Origin of the sequence: Bradyrhizobium sp. 6(2017) (assembly GCF_011058295.2) — a bacterium.
GTDB classification, from domain to species: Bacteria; Pseudomonadota; Alphaproteobacteria; order Rhizobiales; family Xanthobacteraceae; genus Bradyrhizobium; species Bradyrhizobium septentrionale.
This window is the reverse complement of record NZ_CP049289.2, coordinates 6,373,204-6,392,279: the sequence shown is the minus strand read 5'-3', so window position 1 is coordinate 6,392,279 and position 19,076 is coordinate 6,373,204. Positions and strand designations below refer to the sequence as shown.

At 65.9% G+C, this 19,076-nt stretch carries 18 protein-coding genes; 11 read left to right on the top strand and 7 right to left on the bottom strand.

The window, feature by feature from the left end; genetic code table 11:
- Positions 1-34: 34 nt before the first annotated feature.
- A complete protein-coding gene (murI, locus tag G6P99_RS30230) occupies positions 35-832 on the bottom strand; it encodes a glutamate racemase (RefSeq protein ID WP_029081638.1) in 798 nt (265 codons plus the stop codon).
- A 184-nt stretch (positions 833-1,016) separates the two neighbouring features.
- On the opposite strand from murI, the gene G6P99_RS30225 reads away from it, so the two are divergent.
- From G6P99_RS30225 to G6P99_RS30215, 3 genes are all read left to right on the top strand, one after another.
- A complete protein-coding gene (locus G6P99_RS30225; protein WP_029081637.1) occupies positions 1,017-1,580 on the top strand; it encodes a cytochrome b in 564 nt (187 codons plus the stop codon).
- A 133-nt stretch (positions 1,581-1,713) separates the two neighbouring features.
- On the top strand, positions 1,714-2,700 hold the full coding sequence (locus G6P99_RS30220; protein ID WP_051346339.1) for an agmatine deiminase family protein: 987 nt from the start codon (positions 1,714-1,716) through the stop codon (positions 2,698-2,700).
- 156 nt (positions 2,701-2,856) lie between these two features.
- Entirely contained in the window at positions 2,857-5,265 is a 2,409-nt protein-coding gene (locus G6P99_RS30215) for a DUF2235 domain-containing protein (RefSeq protein WP_165124442.1), read from the top strand.
- Between the two features lie 16 nt (positions 5,266-5,281).
- Here the strand turns inward: G6P99_RS30215 and G6P99_RS30210 are convergent, their stop codons facing one another.
- From G6P99_RS30210 to G6P99_RS30195, 4 genes are all read right to left on the bottom strand, one after another.
- Positions 5,282-6,454, bottom strand: coding sequence for a M20 aminoacylase family protein (locus tag G6P99_RS30210; protein WP_029081635.1), 1,173 nt, complete (start codon positions 6,452-6,454; stop codon positions 5,282-5,284).
- Positions 6,455-6,632: 178 nt separating this feature from the next.
- Positions 6,633-7,940: an adenylosuccinate lyase gene (purB, locus tag G6P99_RS30205; protein ID WP_029081634.1), complete on the bottom strand. Its 1,308-nt coding sequence runs from the start codon at positions 7,938-7,940 to the stop codon at positions 6,633-6,635.
- Between the two features lie 221 nt (positions 7,941-8,161).
- Positions 8,162-8,830, bottom strand: a complete 669-nt coding sequence (locus tag G6P99_RS30200; RefSeq protein ID WP_051346334.1) for a response regulator — start codon at positions 8,828-8,830, stop codon at positions 8,162-8,164.
- Position 8,831: 1 nt separating this feature from the next.
- The gene (locus tag G6P99_RS30195) at positions 8,832-10,205 is read right to left on the bottom strand and encodes a sensor histidine kinase (RefSeq protein WP_029081632.1); all 1,374 of its coding nucleotides are present in this window, start codon (positions 10,203-10,205) and stop codon (positions 8,832-8,834) included.
- Positions 10,206-10,490: 285 nt separating this feature from the next.
- Between G6P99_RS30195 and G6P99_RS30190 the strand changes: the two genes are divergently transcribed.
- From G6P99_RS30190 to G6P99_RS30160, 7 genes are all read left to right on the top strand, one after another.
- Positions 10,491-11,258, top strand: a complete 768-nt coding sequence (locus tag G6P99_RS30190) for a MotA/TolQ/ExbB proton channel family protein (protein WP_165124439.1) — start codon at positions 10,491-10,493, stop codon at positions 11,256-11,258.
- The gene (locus tag G6P99_RS30185; protein WP_029081630.1) at positions 11,255-11,929 is read left to right on the top strand and encodes a hypothetical protein; all 675 of its coding nucleotides are present in this window, start codon (positions 11,255-11,257) and stop codon (positions 11,927-11,929) included. The genes G6P99_RS30190 and G6P99_RS30185 overlap by 4 nt, the downstream gene beginning before the upstream one ends.
- Positions 11,922-12,530, top strand: coding sequence for a hypothetical protein (locus tag G6P99_RS30180; protein WP_165124436.1), 609 nt, complete (start codon positions 11,922-11,924; stop codon positions 12,528-12,530). Before G6P99_RS30185 ends, G6P99_RS30180 begins: the two co-directional genes overlap by 8 nt.
- Positions 12,531-12,943: 413 nt before the next feature.
- Complete coding sequence (locus G6P99_RS30175; RefSeq protein WP_256375171.1) at positions 12,944-13,078, top strand: hypothetical protein; 135 nt, start codon at positions 12,944-12,946, stop codon at positions 13,076-13,078.
- Complete coding sequence (locus G6P99_RS30170; RefSeq protein ID WP_029081628.1) at positions 13,075-13,668, top strand: TetR family transcriptional regulator; 594 nt, start codon at positions 13,075-13,077, stop codon at positions 13,666-13,668. Before G6P99_RS30175 ends, G6P99_RS30170 begins: the two co-directional genes overlap by 4 nt.
- A 95-nt stretch (positions 13,669-13,763) precedes the next feature.
- Complete coding sequence (locus tag G6P99_RS30165) at positions 13,764-14,504, top strand: metallophosphoesterase family protein (RefSeq protein WP_165124433.1); 741 nt, start codon at positions 13,764-13,766, stop codon at positions 14,502-14,504.
- Positions 14,505-14,509: 5 nt separating this feature from the next.
- Entirely contained in the window at positions 14,510-15,970 is a 1,461-nt protein-coding gene (locus G6P99_RS30160; protein WP_029081626.1) for a serine/threonine protein kinase, read from the top strand.
- 214 nt (positions 15,971-16,184) lie between these two features.
- On the opposite strand, the gene rpe is transcribed toward G6P99_RS30160, so the two are convergent.
- Positions 16,185-16,886: a ribulose-phosphate 3-epimerase gene (rpe, locus tag G6P99_RS30155; RefSeq protein ID WP_029081625.1), complete on the bottom strand. Its 702-nt coding sequence runs from the start codon at positions 16,884-16,886 to the stop codon at positions 16,185-16,187.
- 253 nt (positions 16,887-17,139) lie between these two features.
- On the opposite strand from rpe, the gene G6P99_RS30150 reads away from it, so the two are divergent.
- Positions 17,140-17,955, top strand: coding sequence for an EF-hand domain-containing protein (locus G6P99_RS30150; RefSeq protein ID WP_029081624.1), 816 nt, complete (start codon positions 17,140-17,142; stop codon positions 17,953-17,955).
- Here the strand turns inward: G6P99_RS30150 and G6P99_RS30145 are convergent.
- Complete coding sequence (locus G6P99_RS30145) at positions 17,952-18,947, bottom strand: P1 family peptidase (RefSeq protein WP_165124430.1); 996 nt, start codon at positions 18,945-18,947, stop codon at positions 17,952-17,954. The two genes, G6P99_RS30150 and G6P99_RS30145, sit on opposite strands and share 4 nt — an antisense overlap.
- Between the last annotated feature and the right edge of the window lie 129 nt (positions 18,948-19,076).

Here is a 19,076-nt window from a genome sequence, read left to right as displayed (position 1 = left end):
GGAAGCTAGCAGCACATGGTGACCGCGAAAAGGATCAGGCCGGGACGCGGCCGCCGAAGAATGGCGTCAGCGCCTCTGTCAGCCTGTGCGGGCGCTTTGAGGTGAAGATCATCTCGGCACCGGCTTCGTCGCTCTCCGAGCCGGCCGGGCCGAGCAGGTCGGCGACGCGGCGGGCGATCGCCGGCGCCGGATCGATCCAGTCGACGGGCCAGGGCGCGAGCCTGGTCAGCCGCTCCAGCAGCAGCGGGTAATGCGTGCAGGCGAGCACGACAGTGTCGGTGCGGGCGGGGTCATTACCTCCATCGCCGACGAAGCAGGGCGCAAGCTCGGCCGCGATGTCCTCGTCGCGCACCCTCTCGCCGCTCAGCGCAGCCTCCGCCAACGAGGCGAGCTCGCCGGAGCCGACCAGCGTCACCTCGCAGCCCTGCGCGAAGTCCGAGATCAGCTTGCGGGTATATTCCCGCTTCACGGTGCCCCTGGTGCCGAGCACCGAGACGCGCCTGGTTTTCGACGAGGCGCAGGCCGGCTTGATCGCCGGCACCGTGCCGACGAAGGGCAGGGGATAAGCATCGCGCAGATGCGACATGACCAGCGTCGACGCGGTGTTGCAGGCGATCACGACCAGATCGGGCGCATGGGCCTCGATCAGCTCGCCGACCAGCGGCACCACGCGGGCGACGATCTCGTCCTCGCTGTGGTGGCCATAGGGGAAGAACGCGTCGTCGGCGACATAGACGTAATGTGCGTCGGGCCGGGCGCGGACGACCTCGCGCAGCACGGTGAGGCCGCCGAGGCCGGAATCGAAGACAAGGATGGTTGGGGGATTGGACACGCGGAAATTCTATCCGAACCGGGGTTACCATTCAGTTGTTTTTGGCTATCCGGCGAGTTGGGCCGACAAAAGGCGGTGAAGGGCGGGAATTTCATATGGCTTTGGCAGATACCTGCAAGTATCACGGCAAGCTATTGCTGCGACGTGCGAAATCCAAACGGGGCCGCCTGGGGACCAATCCACCATGATCCGCAATACCACAGCGAGCTGGGGCTCGCTTGCCCGCGCGTTCCACTGGGTGCTGGGCATCACCATCATCGGCATGCTGGCCTATGGCTGGTGGATGAACCACATCCCGGCGCGGGCGGACAAGTTCTTCTACCGGTCGATCCATGCCGACATCGGCTATCTGGTGCTGCTGCTGACGGTGCTCAGGCTGGTCTGGCGCGGCGTCAACCCGTCGCCGTCGCTGCCGGCCGACACGCCCTCCTGGCAGCGGATCGCCGCCCGCGTCAGTCACGGCGCGCTCTATGCCGTCACCATCCTGGTGGCGATGCTGGGTTGGGCGCATTCCGGCGCCCGCGCGCAGAATTATTCTGATTTCTTCGGCCTGTTTCACGTGCCCCAGATCACCTCGCCCGACAAGGCGGCGGCGGATGCCTATGAGGATCGCCACATCTTCTTTGCCTATGTGCTGCTCGCACTGATCGTGCTGCACCTCGCGGCGGTCGCTTTCCATCATTTCGTCAGGCGCGACCGCGTCGTGGCGCGGATGGTGGGGGCGGGTGAGGCGGACGGCGCTCGCTAGAGCCCCGCGGCTCCGGGCGTCCCAAATTGGCCACGCGTGCGGGGCTAACTGCGCTACCTTGTGATAAACAGGGATGGCCATCGCGGCCTGAACGCTCGTGGATCAATTGGCGCGGGATCATGCGAACTGGCGGATGCCGGACGAGGGCGCTCCGCATGCCGCGACCTGGATGGCTTTTGGCGCCAGCGCCGCGATCTGGGGCGGCAAGCTGCTGCCGGTCGCGCGGGAAAATCTCGCTGGCATTGCCAAGGCGATCGCGGCCTATGAACGCGTCAACATGCTGGTGCGCGAGGAGGACCAGGAGATCGCCGCGCGGCTGTGCGGCCCCTCGGTCAGCCTCGTCGTTCAAGCGATCGATGACGTGTGGATGCGCGATACCGGGCCGGCTTTTGTCAGGGATCCGTCGGGCCAACTCGGCGCCGTCGGTTTCAACTTCAACGGCTGGGGCAACAAGCAACGCCATGCGCTCGATGCCGAGGTCGCCGCGAACGTGGCCCGGGCCGCAAAGGCTGTGTTCATCAAGGCCGGCCTGGTGCTGGAAGGCGGCGGGATCGAAGTCGACGGCGAGGGGACGGCCATCATCACCGAGAGCTGCGTCCTCAATCCAAATCGCAATCCGGGTGTATCCCGGGACGAATGCGAGGCCGAATTGTCTCGCCTGCTGGGGCTGGAGAAGATCATCTGGCTGCCCGGCATTGCCGGCAAGGACATCACCGACGGGCATACCGATTTCTACGCACGTTTTGCCAGTCCCGGCGTTGTCGTGGCCGGACTGGAGATCGACCCGTCGTCGTTTGACCATGCGGTGACGAGGCGGCACCTCGAACTCCTGCGCGGCGCTGTTGATGCGAACGGCCGGCGCCTGGAGGTCGTGGTGCTGCAGGGGCCGTCGACCGTGCGGCCAAAGGTCAACAAGGACTTCGCCGCCGGATACATCAATTTCTACGTTTGCAACGGCGCCGTGATCGCTCCCGAATTCGGTGACGCGACCGCGGACCGCAACGCGCGCGACACGTTGCGCGCGCTGTTTCCGGACCGGGAGATCATCCAGCTCAACATCGACGGCATCGCCGCCGGCGGCGGCGGAATTCACTGCACAACGCAACAGCAGCCGCGCTGACGAGAGACGCCGCAGTCTTGCTCGGCGATCGCCTGGTTTGCCACGCTGGAGAGATTTTCCAGCGGATTTCCCTATCTGCTCTCTGTGATTGTACCTTGCCTGAAAAGCAATTTCAGGCAAGCATGCTGCTTTTCCAGTTTTTCAGGCAAGGCATCCATGCCAAAGAATATTGTCCTCCTTTCCGACGGAACGGGAAACAGCTCCGCCAAAGTCCTGAAGACCAATGTCTGGCGAATGTTCCAGACGCTCGACCTGTCGGACGCGCAGCGGCAGATTGCCTATTACGACAACGGCATCGGGACATCCTCGTTCAAGCTGTTCGCGATCCTGGGCGGCATTTTCGGCTTCGGGTTGAAGCGGAACGTCATCGATATCTACAGCTTCTGCTGCCGCAACTATGTGCCGGGTGACCGCATCTACGGCTTCGGCTTCAGCCGGGGCGCCTTCACCATGCGCGTTGTCGCAGGCCTGATCGCGAATGAAGGTCTTGTCCCGTATCATGGCGACGAGATTGCGCTCGCGCGTTACGCGACCGACGCCTACCGGGGTTACCGGAGGCGGTTCAGCATCACGAAGGGGCTGGTCACGCCGCTGCGCAACCTGCGCGACGGCTGCATCAGGATCTATCGTCATCTGCGGGGCATTCCGCAATACGAAAAAGATGATCAGGTCGGTGTCCCGCAAATCCACTTCCTGGGTCTGTGGGACACGGTCGATGCATATGGCGGGCCGATCGAGGAGATCGTCAGTGCGATCGACTATTGGTACTGGCCACTGTCGATGCCCGATCGCTTCATGAGCTCGAAGATCCACCGCGCCTGTCACGCGCTTGCGCTCGAGGATGAGCGAGACGCATTCAGGCCTGTGCTTTGGGACGAGCGTTATGTGCGCAATTTCGACACCCAAAAGCTGCGTGACATGCAGCAGGGGTGGAGCGCGGACGTTACGGACGAATGGCGCGGCAGGTTGACGCCGATCGACAATCGCCGGCTCAGCCAGGTCTGGTTCGTCGGCGTTCACGCCGATATCGGCGGCGGGTATCCGCAAGATGGCCTGTCGTATTTCACGCTCAGCTGGATGCTGGACCGCGCCGCGCCGTTCGGGCTGCTGTACAATCCGCCTCAGCTCGAGCTTGTGCGATCGATGGCCGACCGTTTCGACAAGCTGAACGATTCACGCCACGGGCTCGCCGGCTATTATCGCTACAAGCCGCGCAACGTGCACGAACTCAGCACCGCCTTGCCGTACAAGCCGTCGTTCAGCGGCGATATCGAGTACATGCTCGGTGAATTGATCAACCGTGATCCGGAGCGCCGCGTCGAACAGAAGGCGGTCATGAAGGATCTGGAGCCGGGCACGCCCTATCTGTGGCAGCCGGACCCCATCATCCACAAAGCCGTGTTTCAACGGATCGAGGCGACCGCAAAGCCGACTCCCGCGCCGCCATTCAGCGTCGGGACCGACGGCTACGTGCCGGTCATGCTGCCCGCCGCCTATCAGGTCACTGACAAGGCGGGTGATCTCTTCGCAGCGAATGATCCGGGCGATCCGGAGCCGCCGCGTCATCAGCTGCAGACCCACACGGTCTGGAATATGGTTTGGCTGCGGCGCATCGTCTATTTCCTGACAGTGTTCGCATCCGTGGCCCTGGCGGCCGTGCCGTTGCTCGATCATCCGACGCTCGGCGCGGATACGCCGCTGGTTCTGCTGCGGCCGCTGATTGCGCTTGCAGGCGCGTTTTTGCCGTCGATGGTCGCTCCGTGGCTGACAGCCTACAACGCCGCACCAGGCTTTCTCGTACTGGGCGGGGTCACTGTGGCGGTTCTGCTATTCGTCAGCGGTTGGCTGCAAACAAGAATTCGCGACGTCATGCGGATGATCTGGATGTCGCGCTCCGTGACTCCCGGCGCTTTCGATACGGTCGCTTACGCGATACGCACCCAGCCAGCCTACAGGATCTTCTTCTATTGGTCCAAACACCAGGGCCTGCCGTCGCTGTTCGCCGCCCTGATCCTGCTGATCTTGCTGGCATTGGCCAGCCAGACCGCGTTCCGCGTGGCCGATTCCTTTGGAGCATTTTGCGTCGGCAGCGGAGGCGCCGGGGCGGGCTCCGGCCAGGTCAACTTTGCGACCAGCGAGATCTGCATGCCGACGAAGGTCGCGGTGGTGCGGGACGAGGATTACCGCATCACGATCGACGTGAAGGAGGGCTGGAGCGACCAGACGATCGCGACCGATCCTCGCGGCTTCGGCTTCAGCAAGATGTCCTGGCCGATGTATTTCGGGCTGCCGTTCCGCCGGGTCGTCTTTGCAAGCTGGTTCGCTCCGGTGATCCGGATCGGGGCCAAGGGCGGAGAGGAGCATGTCCTCGATATCAAGCCGGTCGATCCCGGGCGGAGCTCGCTCTACGAGGCCAGGTTCAGGCCGCGCAGCGATGGCGAGGTTTTCATCTTCGTCAACGACGCGGTTTGGGGCTTGCCGTCGGTCTACGGCACGTTCTACGCCAACAACGGCGGCAGCGCGTCGGTGACGATCGAGCATCCCCAGATCAAGTCGCGCGAGTAACGATCGGCGGGCGACCTCATCCCGCCGGCATCTGCTTCTCGACCAGCCGGACCCAGTAGGACGCGCCGTGGCCGAGAATGTTGTCGTTGAACTTGTAGGCCGGGTGGTGGCACATCGGGCCATCGCCCATGCCGAGGAACATGAACGCGCCGGGGCGCGCCTCCAGCATGAAGGCAAAATCCTCGGCGCCCATCACCGGCACCAGATTGTCGTTGACGCGGTCGGCGCCGACCACGTCGCGGGCGACCTCGGCGGCGACGCCGGCCTCGCGCGCATGGTTCAGCGTCACCGGATACATGCGCCCATAGTCGGTCTCGGCCGATCCGCCATAGGCGCGGGCGATGCTGGAGGCGACCTCGCCGATCCGGCGCTCGACCAGATCGCGCACTCCCGGATCGAGCGTGCGCACGGTGCCGCCCAGCGTCACGGTCTCCGGGATCACGTTGAATGCGGTGCCGGCTTCGAACATCGTGATCGAGATGACCGCGGATTTCAGCGGATCGACATTGCGCGACACGATCGACTGCAGCGCATTGATGATCTGGGCGCCGATCAGCACGCTGTCGACCGCCTCGTGCGGCGCGGCGCCGGCGTGGCCGCCCTTGCCGTGCACGACGATTTTCAGCGTGTCCGACGAGGCCAGCATCGGGCCCGGCGTGGTCGCGAAATAACCCTCGGGCAGGCCGGGCATGTTGTGCAGGCCATAGACCTCCTGGATGCCCCAGCGGGTCATCAGCCCGTCGTCGACCATTGCCTTGCCGCCGGCGCCGCCTTCCTCGGCGGGCTGGAAGATCACGACCGCGGTGCCGTCGAAATTGCGCGTCTCGGTGAGATATTTTGCGGCGCCCAGCAGCATCGCGGTGTGGCCGTCATGGCCGCAGGCGTGCATCTTGCCGGGAATCTTCGAGGCGTAGGCGACGCCCGAGGCCTCCGCGATCGGCAGCGCGTCCATGTCGGCGCGCAGCCCGATGGTCTTGCCCGAATTGGACTTGCGGCCGCGGATCACGCCGACCACGCCGGTGCGCCCGATCCCCGTCACCACCTCGTCGCAGCCGAACTCGCGCAGTCTGTCGGCGACGATGCCGGCGGTGCGGTGGACCTCGTAAAGCAGTTCAGGGTTCTCGTGGAAGTCATGGCGCCAGGCGGCCATTTCATCCGAGAGGGCGGCAACGCGGTTGACGATGGGCATGGGGACCGTCCGTTTCTTGTCATTCGTAGGGCGGGGTCAGCGTAGCGTAACCCGCCGCTTTGTCACGCAAAAGCGACTGTCATTCCGGGGCGATGCGCAGCATCGAACCCGGAATCTCGAGATTGGGGCGCGAGATTTCACGCGCGGTGCGCGTGCCCCGGAATGACGGAGAAGGTCTTCAGCTCTCGCCGAACACCCGCCTGAAGATCGTGTCGACATGCTTGAGGTGATAGCCGAGGTCGAACTTCTCCTCGATCTCGGCATCGGTCATGTATTTCTTCACGTCGGGGTCTTGCTTCAGCAGCGTCTGGAAATCGCCTTCGCCGCGCCACACCGGCATCGCGTTGCGCTGCACGAATTTGTAGGCGTCCTCGCGGCTGGCGCCCTTCTGGGTCAGCGCGATCAGCACGCGCTGCGAATGCACGAGGCCGCCGAGCCGGTCGAGGTTCTTCTGCATGTTCTGCGGATAGACCAGGAGCTTCTCGATCAGGCCGGCAAGACGGACCAGCGCGAAGTCGAGCGTGACGGTGGCATCGGGTCCCATCATGCGCTCGGCCGAGGAATGCGAGATATCGCGCTCGTGCCACAGCGCGACGTTCTCCAGCGCCGGCGTCACATAGGCGCGCACCATGCGCGACAGGCCGGAGAGGTTTTCCGACAGCACCGGGTTGCGCTTGTGCGGCATCGCCGAGGAGCCCTTCTGGCCCTCGGAGAAGAATTCCTCCGCTTCCAGCACCTCGGTGCGCTGCAGATGGCGCACCTCCACCGCGAGCCGCTCGACCGAGGCGGCGATCACGCCGAGGGTGGCAAAATACATCGCGTGGCGGTCGCGCGGGATGACTTGCGTCGAGACCGGCTCCGGCCGCAGGCCCATCGCCTTCGCAACGTGCTGTTCGACCCGCGGATCGATCTGGGCGAAGGTGCCGACCGCGCCCGAAATTGCGCAGGTCGAGATCTCGTCGCGCGCGGCGACCAGGCGGGCGCGGGCGCGTGCGAACTCGGCATGGGCATAGGCGAGCTTGAGGCCGAAGGTGACCGGCTCGGCATGGATGCCGTGGGAGCGGCCGATGGTCGGCGTCATCTTGTGCTCGAAGGCGCGGGTCTTCAGCGCCGCCAGTACGCGGTCGAGATCGGCGATCAAGAGGTCGGCGGCGCGCTTGAGCTGGACGTTGAGGCAGGTGTCGAGCACGTCGGAGGAGGTCATGCCCTGGTGCACGAAGCGGGCCTCGGGACCGACGATCTCGGCGAGATGGGTCAGGAAGGCGATGACGTCGTGCTTGGTCTCACGCTCGATCTCGTCGATCCGCGCGACGTCAAAGGTGGCGTCCTTGCCCTTGGCCCAGATCGTCCTGGCGGCCTCCCGGGGGATCACGCCGAGCTCGGCCAGGGCGTCCGCGGCATGCGCCTCGATCTCGAACCAGATCTTGAAACGCGTCTGCGGCTCCCAGATGGAGGCCATTTCCGGGCGGGTATAGCGGGGGATCATCGAAAACTCCGAAGCGGGGCGGGGGGCAAAGGCTGCTCCCGGCCGAATTGTTTTTTACGCCGTGCTTTAGCAAATCGGGCCCCAGGAGGCCACCCGTTCGGGCCTTTGGAGGGGAAAACCGGGCCGAAACGGCTGCTGGCGAAGTGGTTGCCGCGACGGACCTGCCTTCCCTCCCTCTGCAAGCGGGAGATACGCAGCGAATCTGGCGAGGGAGCGGCCCGCTACAGGTTCGCCAGGCCGCACTCGACGGCGAGGCGGACCAGCTGGGCGTCGGTCCGCAGGCCGGTCTTGGCCTTGATCAGGTAGTGGTAGTTCTGCACGGTCTTGGTGCTGAGGTTGAGGTTGGCCGCGATCTGCTCCTTGGTGTTGCCGGCCGCGAGCTGCCGGAGGATCTCGATCTCCCGCTCGCCGAGCTGGTCGAGCGCGGATCTGGTCGGCACCAGGCTTTCCAGCGCCAGCACCCGCGCGACGTCGTCGCTCATGGCGTGCTCGCCGCGCGCCACCGAGCGGATCGCCGCGATCAGCTCGGCCGGCTCGCTGCCCTTGGTGACGAAGCCGCTGGCGCCGGCGCCGAATGCCGCCTTCACCTGCGCCGCCTCGCTGTGCATGCTGAAGACGAGGATGCGGGCATCAGCGTCGCGGGCGCGGATGTTGCGGATCGCTTCCAGCCCGCTGGCGCCCGGCATCGAGATGTCCATCACCACGACGTCGGGCGTGTGCGACTTGAACTCTCGGTAGGCATTGGCGGCGTTGTCGGCCTCGGCGACCACGCGGAAATCGTCCTGATGCTCGAGCACGCGCCGGTAGCCCTGGCGGACGACAGGGTGATCGTCGACCAAGAGGATCGAGATGCCCCTAGTCTTCGCTTCTATCGTCTTCGTGGTCGTCATCTCAGGCGGCAAGCGGGATTGTGGCGGCGACGGAGAGGCCGCGGCTGGCGCGCGCGATCGACAGCGAACCGCCGAGCGCTGCGACGCGCTCGCTGACGCCGGTGAGGCCGAAGCCCGCCGACTGCGCCACCTTGGCGGCATCGCCGCCGCCATCGTCCTCGACCCGCACCAGCAGCGCATTCTCGGTTCCGGTCCGCCGCTCGATCCGCAACACGATCTCGCGCGCGTCGCTGTGGCGCAGCGCATTGGTCAGGCATTCCTGCGCGACCCGATAGGCGGTGGCCGCGACCGTGCTGCTGATATCGCCAAGGTCGCCCTGCATGTCGAGCTGGATCAGCGGCTGCGTCGCGGCGCGCGACCGCCAGCTGTCAACCAGATCGACCAGGCTTGCCTCCAGCCCAAGCTCCTCGGCCGGCGGATGGCGCAACCGGTTCAGCGTGTCGCGCAGGCAGGCCATGATGCGCCGCGTCGCCTGCGAGATCATCCGCGCGTCCTGCGCAATTTCGGTGCCGGCGGCGTACTTGTCCCCGGCGCTTGCCTCGATCGTGTTGGCGAAGGCCAGGATCGCGGTGAGGTTCTGGCCGAACTCGTCGTGCAGCTCGCGCGCCAGCGTGCGGCGTTCGTCGTTGCGGATTTCGAGCAGCCGCCGCGTCAGCACCGTGCGTTCCTCCTCGGCCTCTGCGAGGCGGTCGCCGAGATCGCCGACGGCGCGTCCGATCATCGCGAGATCCATCGAGCGGACGCGCGGCAGCGGGGTGCGGTACTCGCCATCCGCCATGCGCCGCAGCGCTGACACGATCGCGTGGGCGGGCGCCAGCGTGTGCGCGATCGCAAGCGAGGCGAGCAGCGCGATGGCGAGCGCCATCAAGAGCGCGACATGGATGTTGTCGAGGATGTGCTGCCAGGCGAGGGCGGTGGCGGCGTCCGGATCGGAGGTCGCGCGGACGGTTCCCGCGGTCGCGGTGCGGGCGCTGATCGGCCGCTCGATGGTGGCGTGATCGCCGAGCACCGTCTGCACCGTGGCTGCGAACCAGCGCGGCGGCGCCTTGCCGATCCCCTTGCTCTGGCCGCAGAGCGGCTTCTCGAAGGCGCCGGCCGGTTCGAATTGCACGCAGATCCCGGGCGCGATCAGGCCCATGGTTTCGATGGTGCGCCAGTCCGGCGCCGGCAGCAATTGTTCGCGCATCCGGTTGCTGCGCAGCAGCAATTCGCGCCAATACAGCGCTTCGAGCGCCTGCGAGACCCGCTCGGCGGACGCCACGGTGGCGCGATCGACGCTGCGATAGGCGTCGATCGTGGCCCAGACGGTCGCGGCGCCGAGGCACAGCGCGACGATGACGAGCAGGCGGGCGACCAGTTGAAGCACGAGGCGCATGCGATCACTCCACGGCCGGAACATGATCCGGAAAAGCGTGAGCCGGTTTCCCTCGCGACAAACGCGGAACGCGTTTGCGCGGAGGTCATGCTCAAACGAGAGAGTGATGCTAACAGCACCGGTATTCCCCGCCAATCGCAAGCATGCGAAGCTATGCAGGTCGGGAAATTTGCCCGACGAAACTTGGGCAGATGTCTTTGGACGGCACCGGCCGGCTCTGCTCTAACGGCAAATGAGGCCGCCGCAGAGCCTCATGGAACAGTCGCCACAGGGAGCGAGCGCAGCATGGATGCCAAGGTCGAAGCTGCGGCCGCGTCGGCCGGCACGGACGCCGCGGAGCGCAGCGTCCTGCTGCTCTGGATGATCTTCACCGGCCTTTCGGTGTTCGCCGCCTTCCTGCTGTGGCGCTACGGGCTGATCCGCCTGATGGTGTCGTCCGACCGCACCTACATTTCCAGCGTCATCGCCGTGCTCTACATCCTCACCTGCATCCATTGCTTCTGGCGGACACGGGCGATCGCGCGGGAAGGCGAGGTGGCGCGCGGCTGCCGCGCGATCCTCGCGGCGCCCGACGGCGCCAGGGCGCTTGTGTCAGACGCGCGCGGCCTGCCCGGTGGCCTCGTCACCGATCACATCAAAAGCCTGGTGCAGAAGGCCGAGGCCCAAGCCAAAGGCCGCATCGACCAGACCCTGCTGCTGCGGACGCTGGCCGACCGCCTGCGCGGTTCCAACGGCTTCGGCGCCTTTGTCTCCGACACGCTGATGAAGCTCGGCCTGCTCGGCACCATCATCGGCTTCATCATCATGCTGGCGCCGATCGCCTCGCTCGATGCTGCCGACAAGGTCGCGATGAAATCCTCGATGGGCCTGATGAGCGACGGCATGGCGGTCGCGATGTACACGACGCTGGCCGGGCTGATCGGATCGATCCTGGTCCGGATCCAGTACTACATGCTCGATTCCGCGACCCAGCGGGTGTTTTCCGATGCCGTCGTGCTGACCGAGACGCACGTCACCCCGGCCCTGGAGCGTCGCCTTGGAACGCCGACATGATGGATGAGTTCGGCCTCTATCCGCGTGAGGAGCCGTTCGATCCGCTCGGCGTCATGCTGTTCAAGGCGCTGCAGGTGATCGCCTTCCTGTTCTTCCTGGCGCTGCTCGCAGTGTCGCCGGACTCCAAGGAAGGCAAGATCGAATCCAAGGCCGAGTTCATCATCACGATGGACTGGCCGGACAATCATCCTGACGATCTCGACCTGTTCGTACAGGACCCGGCCGGCAACATCGCCTGGTACCGGCATCGCGAGGCCGGTTTCCTGACGCTCGACCGCGACGATCGCGGCGGCGCCAACGATTTCATCATCGTCAACGGCAAGAAGATCGCCTCGCCGATCCGCGAGGAGATCGTCACGCTGCGCGGCATCGTCGCCGGCGAATACACCGTCAACATCTCGCATTTCGTGGCGACGACCGGCGAGCCGGTGCAGGCCAATGTCAAGGTGCAGAAGCTCAATCCGACCGCGCAGGTGATCTTCGACGACAAGCTGACCGTCGATCACACCGGCGACGAGAAGACCGCGGTGCGGTTTCGTCTCGATGCCGAAGGCAAGGTGATCAACGTCGACCGGCGGCCGAAATCGTTGCTCGAGACCTTCCGCAGCAGCTGGCGCAACGGCGCCGATGTCGATCCGAAAACCGGCGTCAGGGTGATCGGCCGTGAATAGCCTGCAGTCAATCATCCTCACGCTTGCGGTCGCCTATGCGGTGATCGGCGCGCTGCTCTTGATCGTGCTGGTCTATGCGCGGCTGCACTGGTCGCTGAAGGCGTTCGTCATCGTCGTGACCAGCGCGTTCTATTTCGTCTGCTTCGGCGGCATGCGCGGCCTGCTCGGCTGGGCGTCTGCCGAAAGATTGCCGGCAAACTTCAAGCTGCTGTATTCGCGGATCGTGGAGCCGCATTCGCTGGAGGGCGACCCGGGCTCGATCTATCTCTGGGTCGAGGAGCTCGACGAGGACAACCGGCCGAGCGCGGTGCCGCGCGCCTTCCGCATTCCCTACAGCGATGCATTGGCCGAGCAGACCCACACCGCCGAGAACGAGATCAAGGCTGGTCATCCGCAGGGCGGACGGGCGGCCGATTTCGGCGGCGGCGACGGCACCATCATGGACCTCGTCAGGGAGTACATCACGCCGAAGACGATCCTGGAGACCACGGGCGGCGATTCCACGACGGGGACCTTCGTGCCGCCGCCGGCGGGCGCGCAGGGGGCGGTCTTTACGCCACTGCCGCCGCCCCGGATGCCGGCCAAGGACGAGCAGCAATAGGCGGACGCGCACCATTCGGAGGAGTGGCACAAAAATAGGGATCGCCAATAATCAGTCAGCGGGGTGGACAGTAATCATCCGGAATTCCTCAATTCCCTGAACCGTGTAGTCTGTGGATAACCGGGGCTAGATTTTATCCCGAAGCCATTTTTCCCGGCAAAGGGGCCGCTGCGTGAAGCGGCCCCTTTCGATTCCTGCCCCCAAGTCCGCCCCCAGGTCCGACCAGCATGTCCCGCAGCGGGCGCGTCCTGCGCATAGCTGTCATCCTCAGGATACTGTCTGACAGATATTGAAATCTGTCAGCGGGATGGTGTATATACTCAACAGCCCAAGGGAGGAGGGCGCCCAGTGGTTGTTCCGGCGTTTGGCCGGGAGAGCCGTTCGTAATTTGACTACCTCGAAGGACTACCTCCATGACGATAGAAATCTTTCAATTGACCGCCCAGATTCAACAGTGGCTCAATCTTCGCGTCGCCCGCCACTTGGCCGCCCAGGCCGCCAAGTTCAGCCGCGGCCAGGACAGCGATAACCAGACGGTAAACGCATGACCGAGGCGGTGGTTTTGACCCCCGAGCGGATCCTCGAAGCAACCGAGGATGTTTTGAGACGCTTCGGGCTCGCCAAGGCCACCGTTGTCGACGTTGCCCGTGCGCTGGATGTCAGCCACGGCAGCGTCTACCGCCATTTCCCCAGCAAAGCCTCGCTCCGCGACGCGGTCGCCAAACGCTGGCTCGACCGCGCCAACGAACCCCTCTGCAAGCTCGCGGCCGCCTCAGGCCCGGCGCCGGAGCGGCTGGAGCAGTGGCTGCGCACCATGTTCGCGATCAAGCAGAAGAAGGTCTGCGACGATCCCGAGATGTTTGCGACCTATCTCGCGCTCGCCCAGGAGGCGCGCGAGGTGGTTGAGTCTTACAAAGACAAGCAGGTCGATCTGGTCGCAAAAATCCTGTCCGACGGCGTCGCGCAGGGCGTGTTCGAGATCGACGACGTCAAGGCCACGGCGCGTGCCGTGTTCGACGCCACCGTCCGCTACCATCACCCGGCGCATGCCGAGGAATGGGCCAAGCCCGAATGCCCGTCGCGGATCGACGCCCTGATCAGCTTGCTGCTGAAGGGCCTTCAGGCCTGCAAGCACTAGCCAGCGCTTCTTCCCATATCCCCTGAACGTCAGATGCCTTCGGCCCGATTGCGAGCCCGGGGCCGCATGTGCTTGATATCGGACGAGGATCAACAATGCGGCTTGCACTGTTTGCCGATATTCATGCCAACCGGCAGGCCTTCGCGGCCTGCCTGGAGGCCGCGCGTGCGCGCGGCGCCGAGCGGCTGATCTGCCTCGGCGATATCGTCGGCTATGGCGCCGACCCCGAATGGGCCGTCGACACCGTGATGGACCTCGCGGCCCGCGGCGCGATCGCGGTGCGCGGCAATCATGACAATGCGATCGGCACCCCGAGCGACAGCATGAATGCCGATGCGCAGGCCGCCATCGACTGGACCCGCGAGCGGCTCAGCGCCTCCCAGAAGGCCTTCCTGGCGGGCCTGCCGATCAGCCGCGAGGAGGACAACCACCTCTACGTGCACTCGGAAGCCTCCGACCCCGCGAAGTGGCGCTATGTCCGCGACACCTCGGATGCCGCGCGCAGCATGATGGCGACCGAGCTGCAGATCACCTTCTGCGGCCACATCCATCGTCCCGGCCTCTACTCGATGTCGTCGACCGCGAAGATGACGAGCTTCGTCCCGACCTCGGGCGTCCCGGTGCAATTGCTGACCGGGCGGCGCTGGCTCGCGGTGCTCGGCTCGGTCGGCCAGCCCCGCGACGGTGATCCCGCGGCGGCGTTTGCGATGTTCGACACCGCGAGCCGCGAGCTCACCTATCTGCGGGTGCCCTACGACGTCGCGACCGCCTCCGCGCGGATCAAGGCGAGCGGCCTGCCGCACTGGCTGGCCGACCGTCTGCCGATCGGCCGGTGACTGACATGGCGGCGCGGATGATGCGGCCGGGCGCCGAGATCGATGGCTTCACCATCGGCGAGCGCGTGCACCGCGGCGGCATGGCGACGCTGTGGAGCGTGACCCATCCCGGCATCAACGTGCCGCTCCTGATGAAGGTGCCGCTCACCTCGGAGGGCGAGGATCCGGCCGCAATCGTCAGCTTCGAGATGGAGCAGATGATCCTGCCGCGGCTGTCCGGGCTGCACGTGCCGGCCTGTTTCGGCACCGGCGACTTCGAGCGCCAAGCCTATGTGGTGATGGAGCGCATCCCAGGGCAAACGCTCTACAAGCGGCTCGGCGATCTGCCGCTGCCGTATGAGGAGGCGAGGGTGATCGGCGTCAAGGTCGCGACCGCACTCGCCAGCCTGCACCGGCAGAACGTCATCCATCACGACATCAAGCCGAGCAGCATCATGTTCCGCGAGCGCGGCGAGGCGGTGCTGATCGATTTCGGTCTCTCGCATCACAACCATCTGCCCGACCTGCTGCAGGAGGAGTTTCGGCTGCCTTACGGCACCGCGCCCTACATGGCGCCGGAGCGTTTGCTCGGGGTGCGCGACGATCCGCGCAGCGACCTGTTTTCGCTCGGCGTGCTGCTCTATTTCTTCACCACCGGCGTCCGCCCGTTCGGCGAGACCGAGAGCCTGCGCGGCATGCGCCGTCGGCTGTGGCGCGATCCCACGCCGCCGCGCAAGCTCCGGCCCGATTATCCGCCGTGGCTGCAGGAGATCGTGCTGCGCTGTCTCGAGATCGACCCGGCCGCGCGCAATCCGACTGCGGCGCAGCTTGCCTTCGATCTCGGCCATCCCGAGCAGGTCAAGCTGACGGCGCGGGCGCAGCGGTTGAACCGCGATCCACTTAGCACGGTCTGGCGCCGCCGCTTCAATCTCGGCGCGGTGCCGCCGCAGCCGAAGTCCGATGTCGCAGCGCAACTCGCCTCGAGCCCGATCGTTGCCGTCGCGCTCGATCTCGGGGAGGGGGCGGAGACGCTGAACGACACCATCCGGGTCACCGCCGAGCGGGTGCTGTCGACGTCGCCGTCGGCGCGGCTCGCCTGCGTCAACGTGCTGAAGCTCAATCGCCTCGCGATCGACCGCACCCATGACGAGCAGGGCCAGAACAAGCATATCGACCGCCTGGTGGCGCTACAGCACTGGGCGCGGCCGTTCGGGCTCGAGGACAACAGGCTGACCGTGCATGTGCTGGAGGCGATCGATCCGGCGGCCGCCATCCTGGAATTCGCTGATGTCAATCTGGTCGATCACATCATCATCGGCGCGCGGCAGACCTCGATGCGGCGCGCGCTGCTCGGCAGCGTCTCCGCCAAGGTCGCCGCCGAAGCGCCGTGCACTGTGACGGTGGTGCGGCCGTCGCGGCTGGCGCCGGCGACGGATGCGGGCGACGACGCGGCGGATGCCGCGGTCACGCCGCCCGCGTTGTTCTAATCGCGTTGCGATTAGGCTGAGCTGGAACGGCATCGAAGGCTTACCTCTCCCTTGGGAGAGGTCGATTTGCGCAGCAAATCGGGTGAGGAGTTACGGTCTATCGAGAGAACAAGAGCCCTCACCCGGATTGCATTGGACGATGCTTCGCATCGCCAGGCGCAATCCGACCTCTCCCCGATGGGGAGAGGTGAAGCGAAGTCGCGGCCGCAGCTGATCAGATCGCTTCGCCGCGCGCCGCTGCTGCGGCGTTGCGGATCGCGGCGATGTTGGTCTTGTAGGCCTCGACCGTGCCGCCCTTGAACACCGCGGAGCCCGCGACAAAGGCGTTGGCGCCGGCGGCGGCGAGCTGACCCGCGACGTCGGGCGCAACGCCGCCATCGACCTCGATGTCGATCGGCCGGCCGGCCGTCATCGCCCTGACGTCAGAGATCTTGCCGATCGCCGAGCGGATGAAGGCCTGGCCGCCGAAGCCGGGATTGACCGACATGACAAGCACGAGGTCGATCAGGTCGAGCACATATTCGATCGCGCTCGGCGGCGTGCCCGGATTGAGCGAGACGCCGGCCTTCTTGCCCAGCGCGCGGATCGCCTGCAGCGAGCGATGCAGATGCGGGCCGGCCTCGGCATGGACGGTGATGTGGTCGCAGCCCGCCTTGGCGAAGGCCTCGAGATAGGGGTCGCAGGGCGAGATCATCAGATGGGCGTCGAAGATCTTCTTGGTGTGCGGCCGCATCGCCTTGATGACGTCGGGGCCATACGAGATGTTGGGAACAAAGTGCCCGTCCATCACGTCGAGATGGATCCAGTCGGCGCCGGCCTGGTCGACGGCGCGGACCTCCTCGCCGAGCTTTGAGAAATCCGACGCCAGGATCGACGGCGCGATAACGAGGGGACGCGGGGTGAATGACTGAGTCATAGCGCAGTTCCGAAAGACTTCAGGGGGCGACGGGTGATCCCGCCTAACATGCGGACGCGTGGCGGGCAATGCGAGCGGTCGGCGTTCGCCAGCCGGAAAAATCTGCCCCAGGCGGCAGCTCTTGCCGGGTGCGCGGAACCCGCATCGGTGCGCCAAGGCCTGGTTTTATTGGGTTTTTGCCATGGCACGCCCCTTGCTCACCGACTGATTAAGCGTTCGAACGCGCCATGCGCGGCTTTGTTGGAGTATTGCCATGCTGTTTGCCATTGGGGCTGCATCGTCGGCCCTCGATCTTTTGAGCTCGCTGATGTCGTCGAAATCGACGACGCAGACGGGCAGCACGAGTCCGGGAAGTCCGTCGACCGGCCTGTTCGCGCCCGCGACCAGCACCTCGACTTCGACCAGCACGAGTACCAGCACCGCATCGGGCTCCGGCTCGACGCAGATTTCGGCGGAGACGATGAGCGCGCTGCTCGCCGCGCAGAGCCAGTCGCAGACCACGTCCTCCACCAGCACGACCCCGACCAGCCGGTCGGACGCGCTGCAGGACCTGTTCTCGCAGATCGATGCCGACGGCAACGGCCAGATCACCAAGACGGAATTCGAAAATGCGCTCGGCGCCGGCGGCACCAACACCGCACAGGCCGACGACGTGTTCGCCAAGCTCGATGCCAATGGCGACGGCAGCGTCAGCCTCGACGAGATGTCGCAGGCGTTGCAGGGCCACAAGGGCGGCGGCCATCATCACCATCACGCGGCCGGCGGCGCGACCGACGGATCCGGCTCCAGCAGCGGATCGAGCTCCGATCCCTTGATGCAGGCGCTCGACGGCGCAACCTCGACGTCGGTGACCAACAGCGACGGCTCGACCACCACCACAATGACCTATGCCGACGGCTCGAAGGTGTCGATGACATCGCCGGCGGCGGCCTCCAGCACCAGCAGCACGACCTCGTCCTCCGCCAGCAGCAGCGCGACCTCGTCCTACAATTTCATCGAGCAGCTGATCCAGCGCCAGTCGCAGGCGATCTCCGCGCAGGCTTCCTCGAGCGTGTCGGTCAGCGCCTAACCGAACCGGTTCCGCCAGCTCGGCAACGCGCCGGGGAAGGGCAGGGCGGTGGCTGAATGGATACCGCGGGCGATCGCGCGCGCCACCGTGTTGGCCGCGATCGCGCCGAGCTTGGTCAGCCCGAACAGCGGATCGATCGGCTTGGCGCCGGTCGCGGCGGCAAACACCACATCGCCATCGAGCGGGGCGTGCACCGGATAGATCGCGCGCGCCATGCCGGTCTGCGCGATCATCGCAAGGCGCCGCGCCTGCGGCTTGGTCAGCTGCGCATCGGTCACGACCACGACCAGTGTGGTGTTCTCGGCAGCGGTCGCGTCCGCGCCGCCTTTCAGCCGCACCTTCAGCATGTCCTGCGTGAACGAGGACGGCAGGCCGCGCCCGCCGAACTCGCCGTCGATCTCGAACGGCGCCGCCCAGAACCACGGGCCGCCGCCGACCGTCACGCTGCCGACCGCGTTGACCACCGCGAGCGCCGCGACCTTGACGCCGTCGTCGGTCACGTCAGACGCCGAGCCGAGGCCGCCCTTTAGATTGGCGGTGGTCGCGCCCATGCCGGCGCCGACGCTGCCGAGCTCGAAGGTGTCAGAGGCGGCGTTCGCCGCCGCGTAGCCGAGATCGCGATAGGGCGGAAAGCGTCCCCACGCCTTGTTGCCGCCGTTGAGCAGATCGAAGCAGATCGCGCCGGGCACGATCGGGATCGCCGCGTCGCGGACGCGAAAGCCGCGGCCGCGCTCGGCGAGCCAGGCCTGCACGCCGCCGGCGGCATCGAGCCCGAGCGCGGAGCCGCCCGACAGCGTGATGGCGTCGATCGCCTCGACGACGTTATGGGGCGAAAGGAGGGCGTCCTCTCGGGTGCCGGGCCCGCCGCCGCGGACATCGATCGAGGCCACCGCCGGCCGTTCGAACAGGATGGCGGTGACGCCGGAAGCGATCACCGCGTCGTCGGCATGGCCGACGCTGACGCCGGCAATATCGGTGAGAAGGTTTTTCACGATAGGTCCGTCCGCCTGCTGTCCGATCGATCCGGTATAGCAGCCGCCGCGGATGCATCAACCGCGTCGGTGCACGCGCTAGCGGCGACTTGCGGTAAGACTTGCAGGCCTCAGGTCAAAAAAAACGCC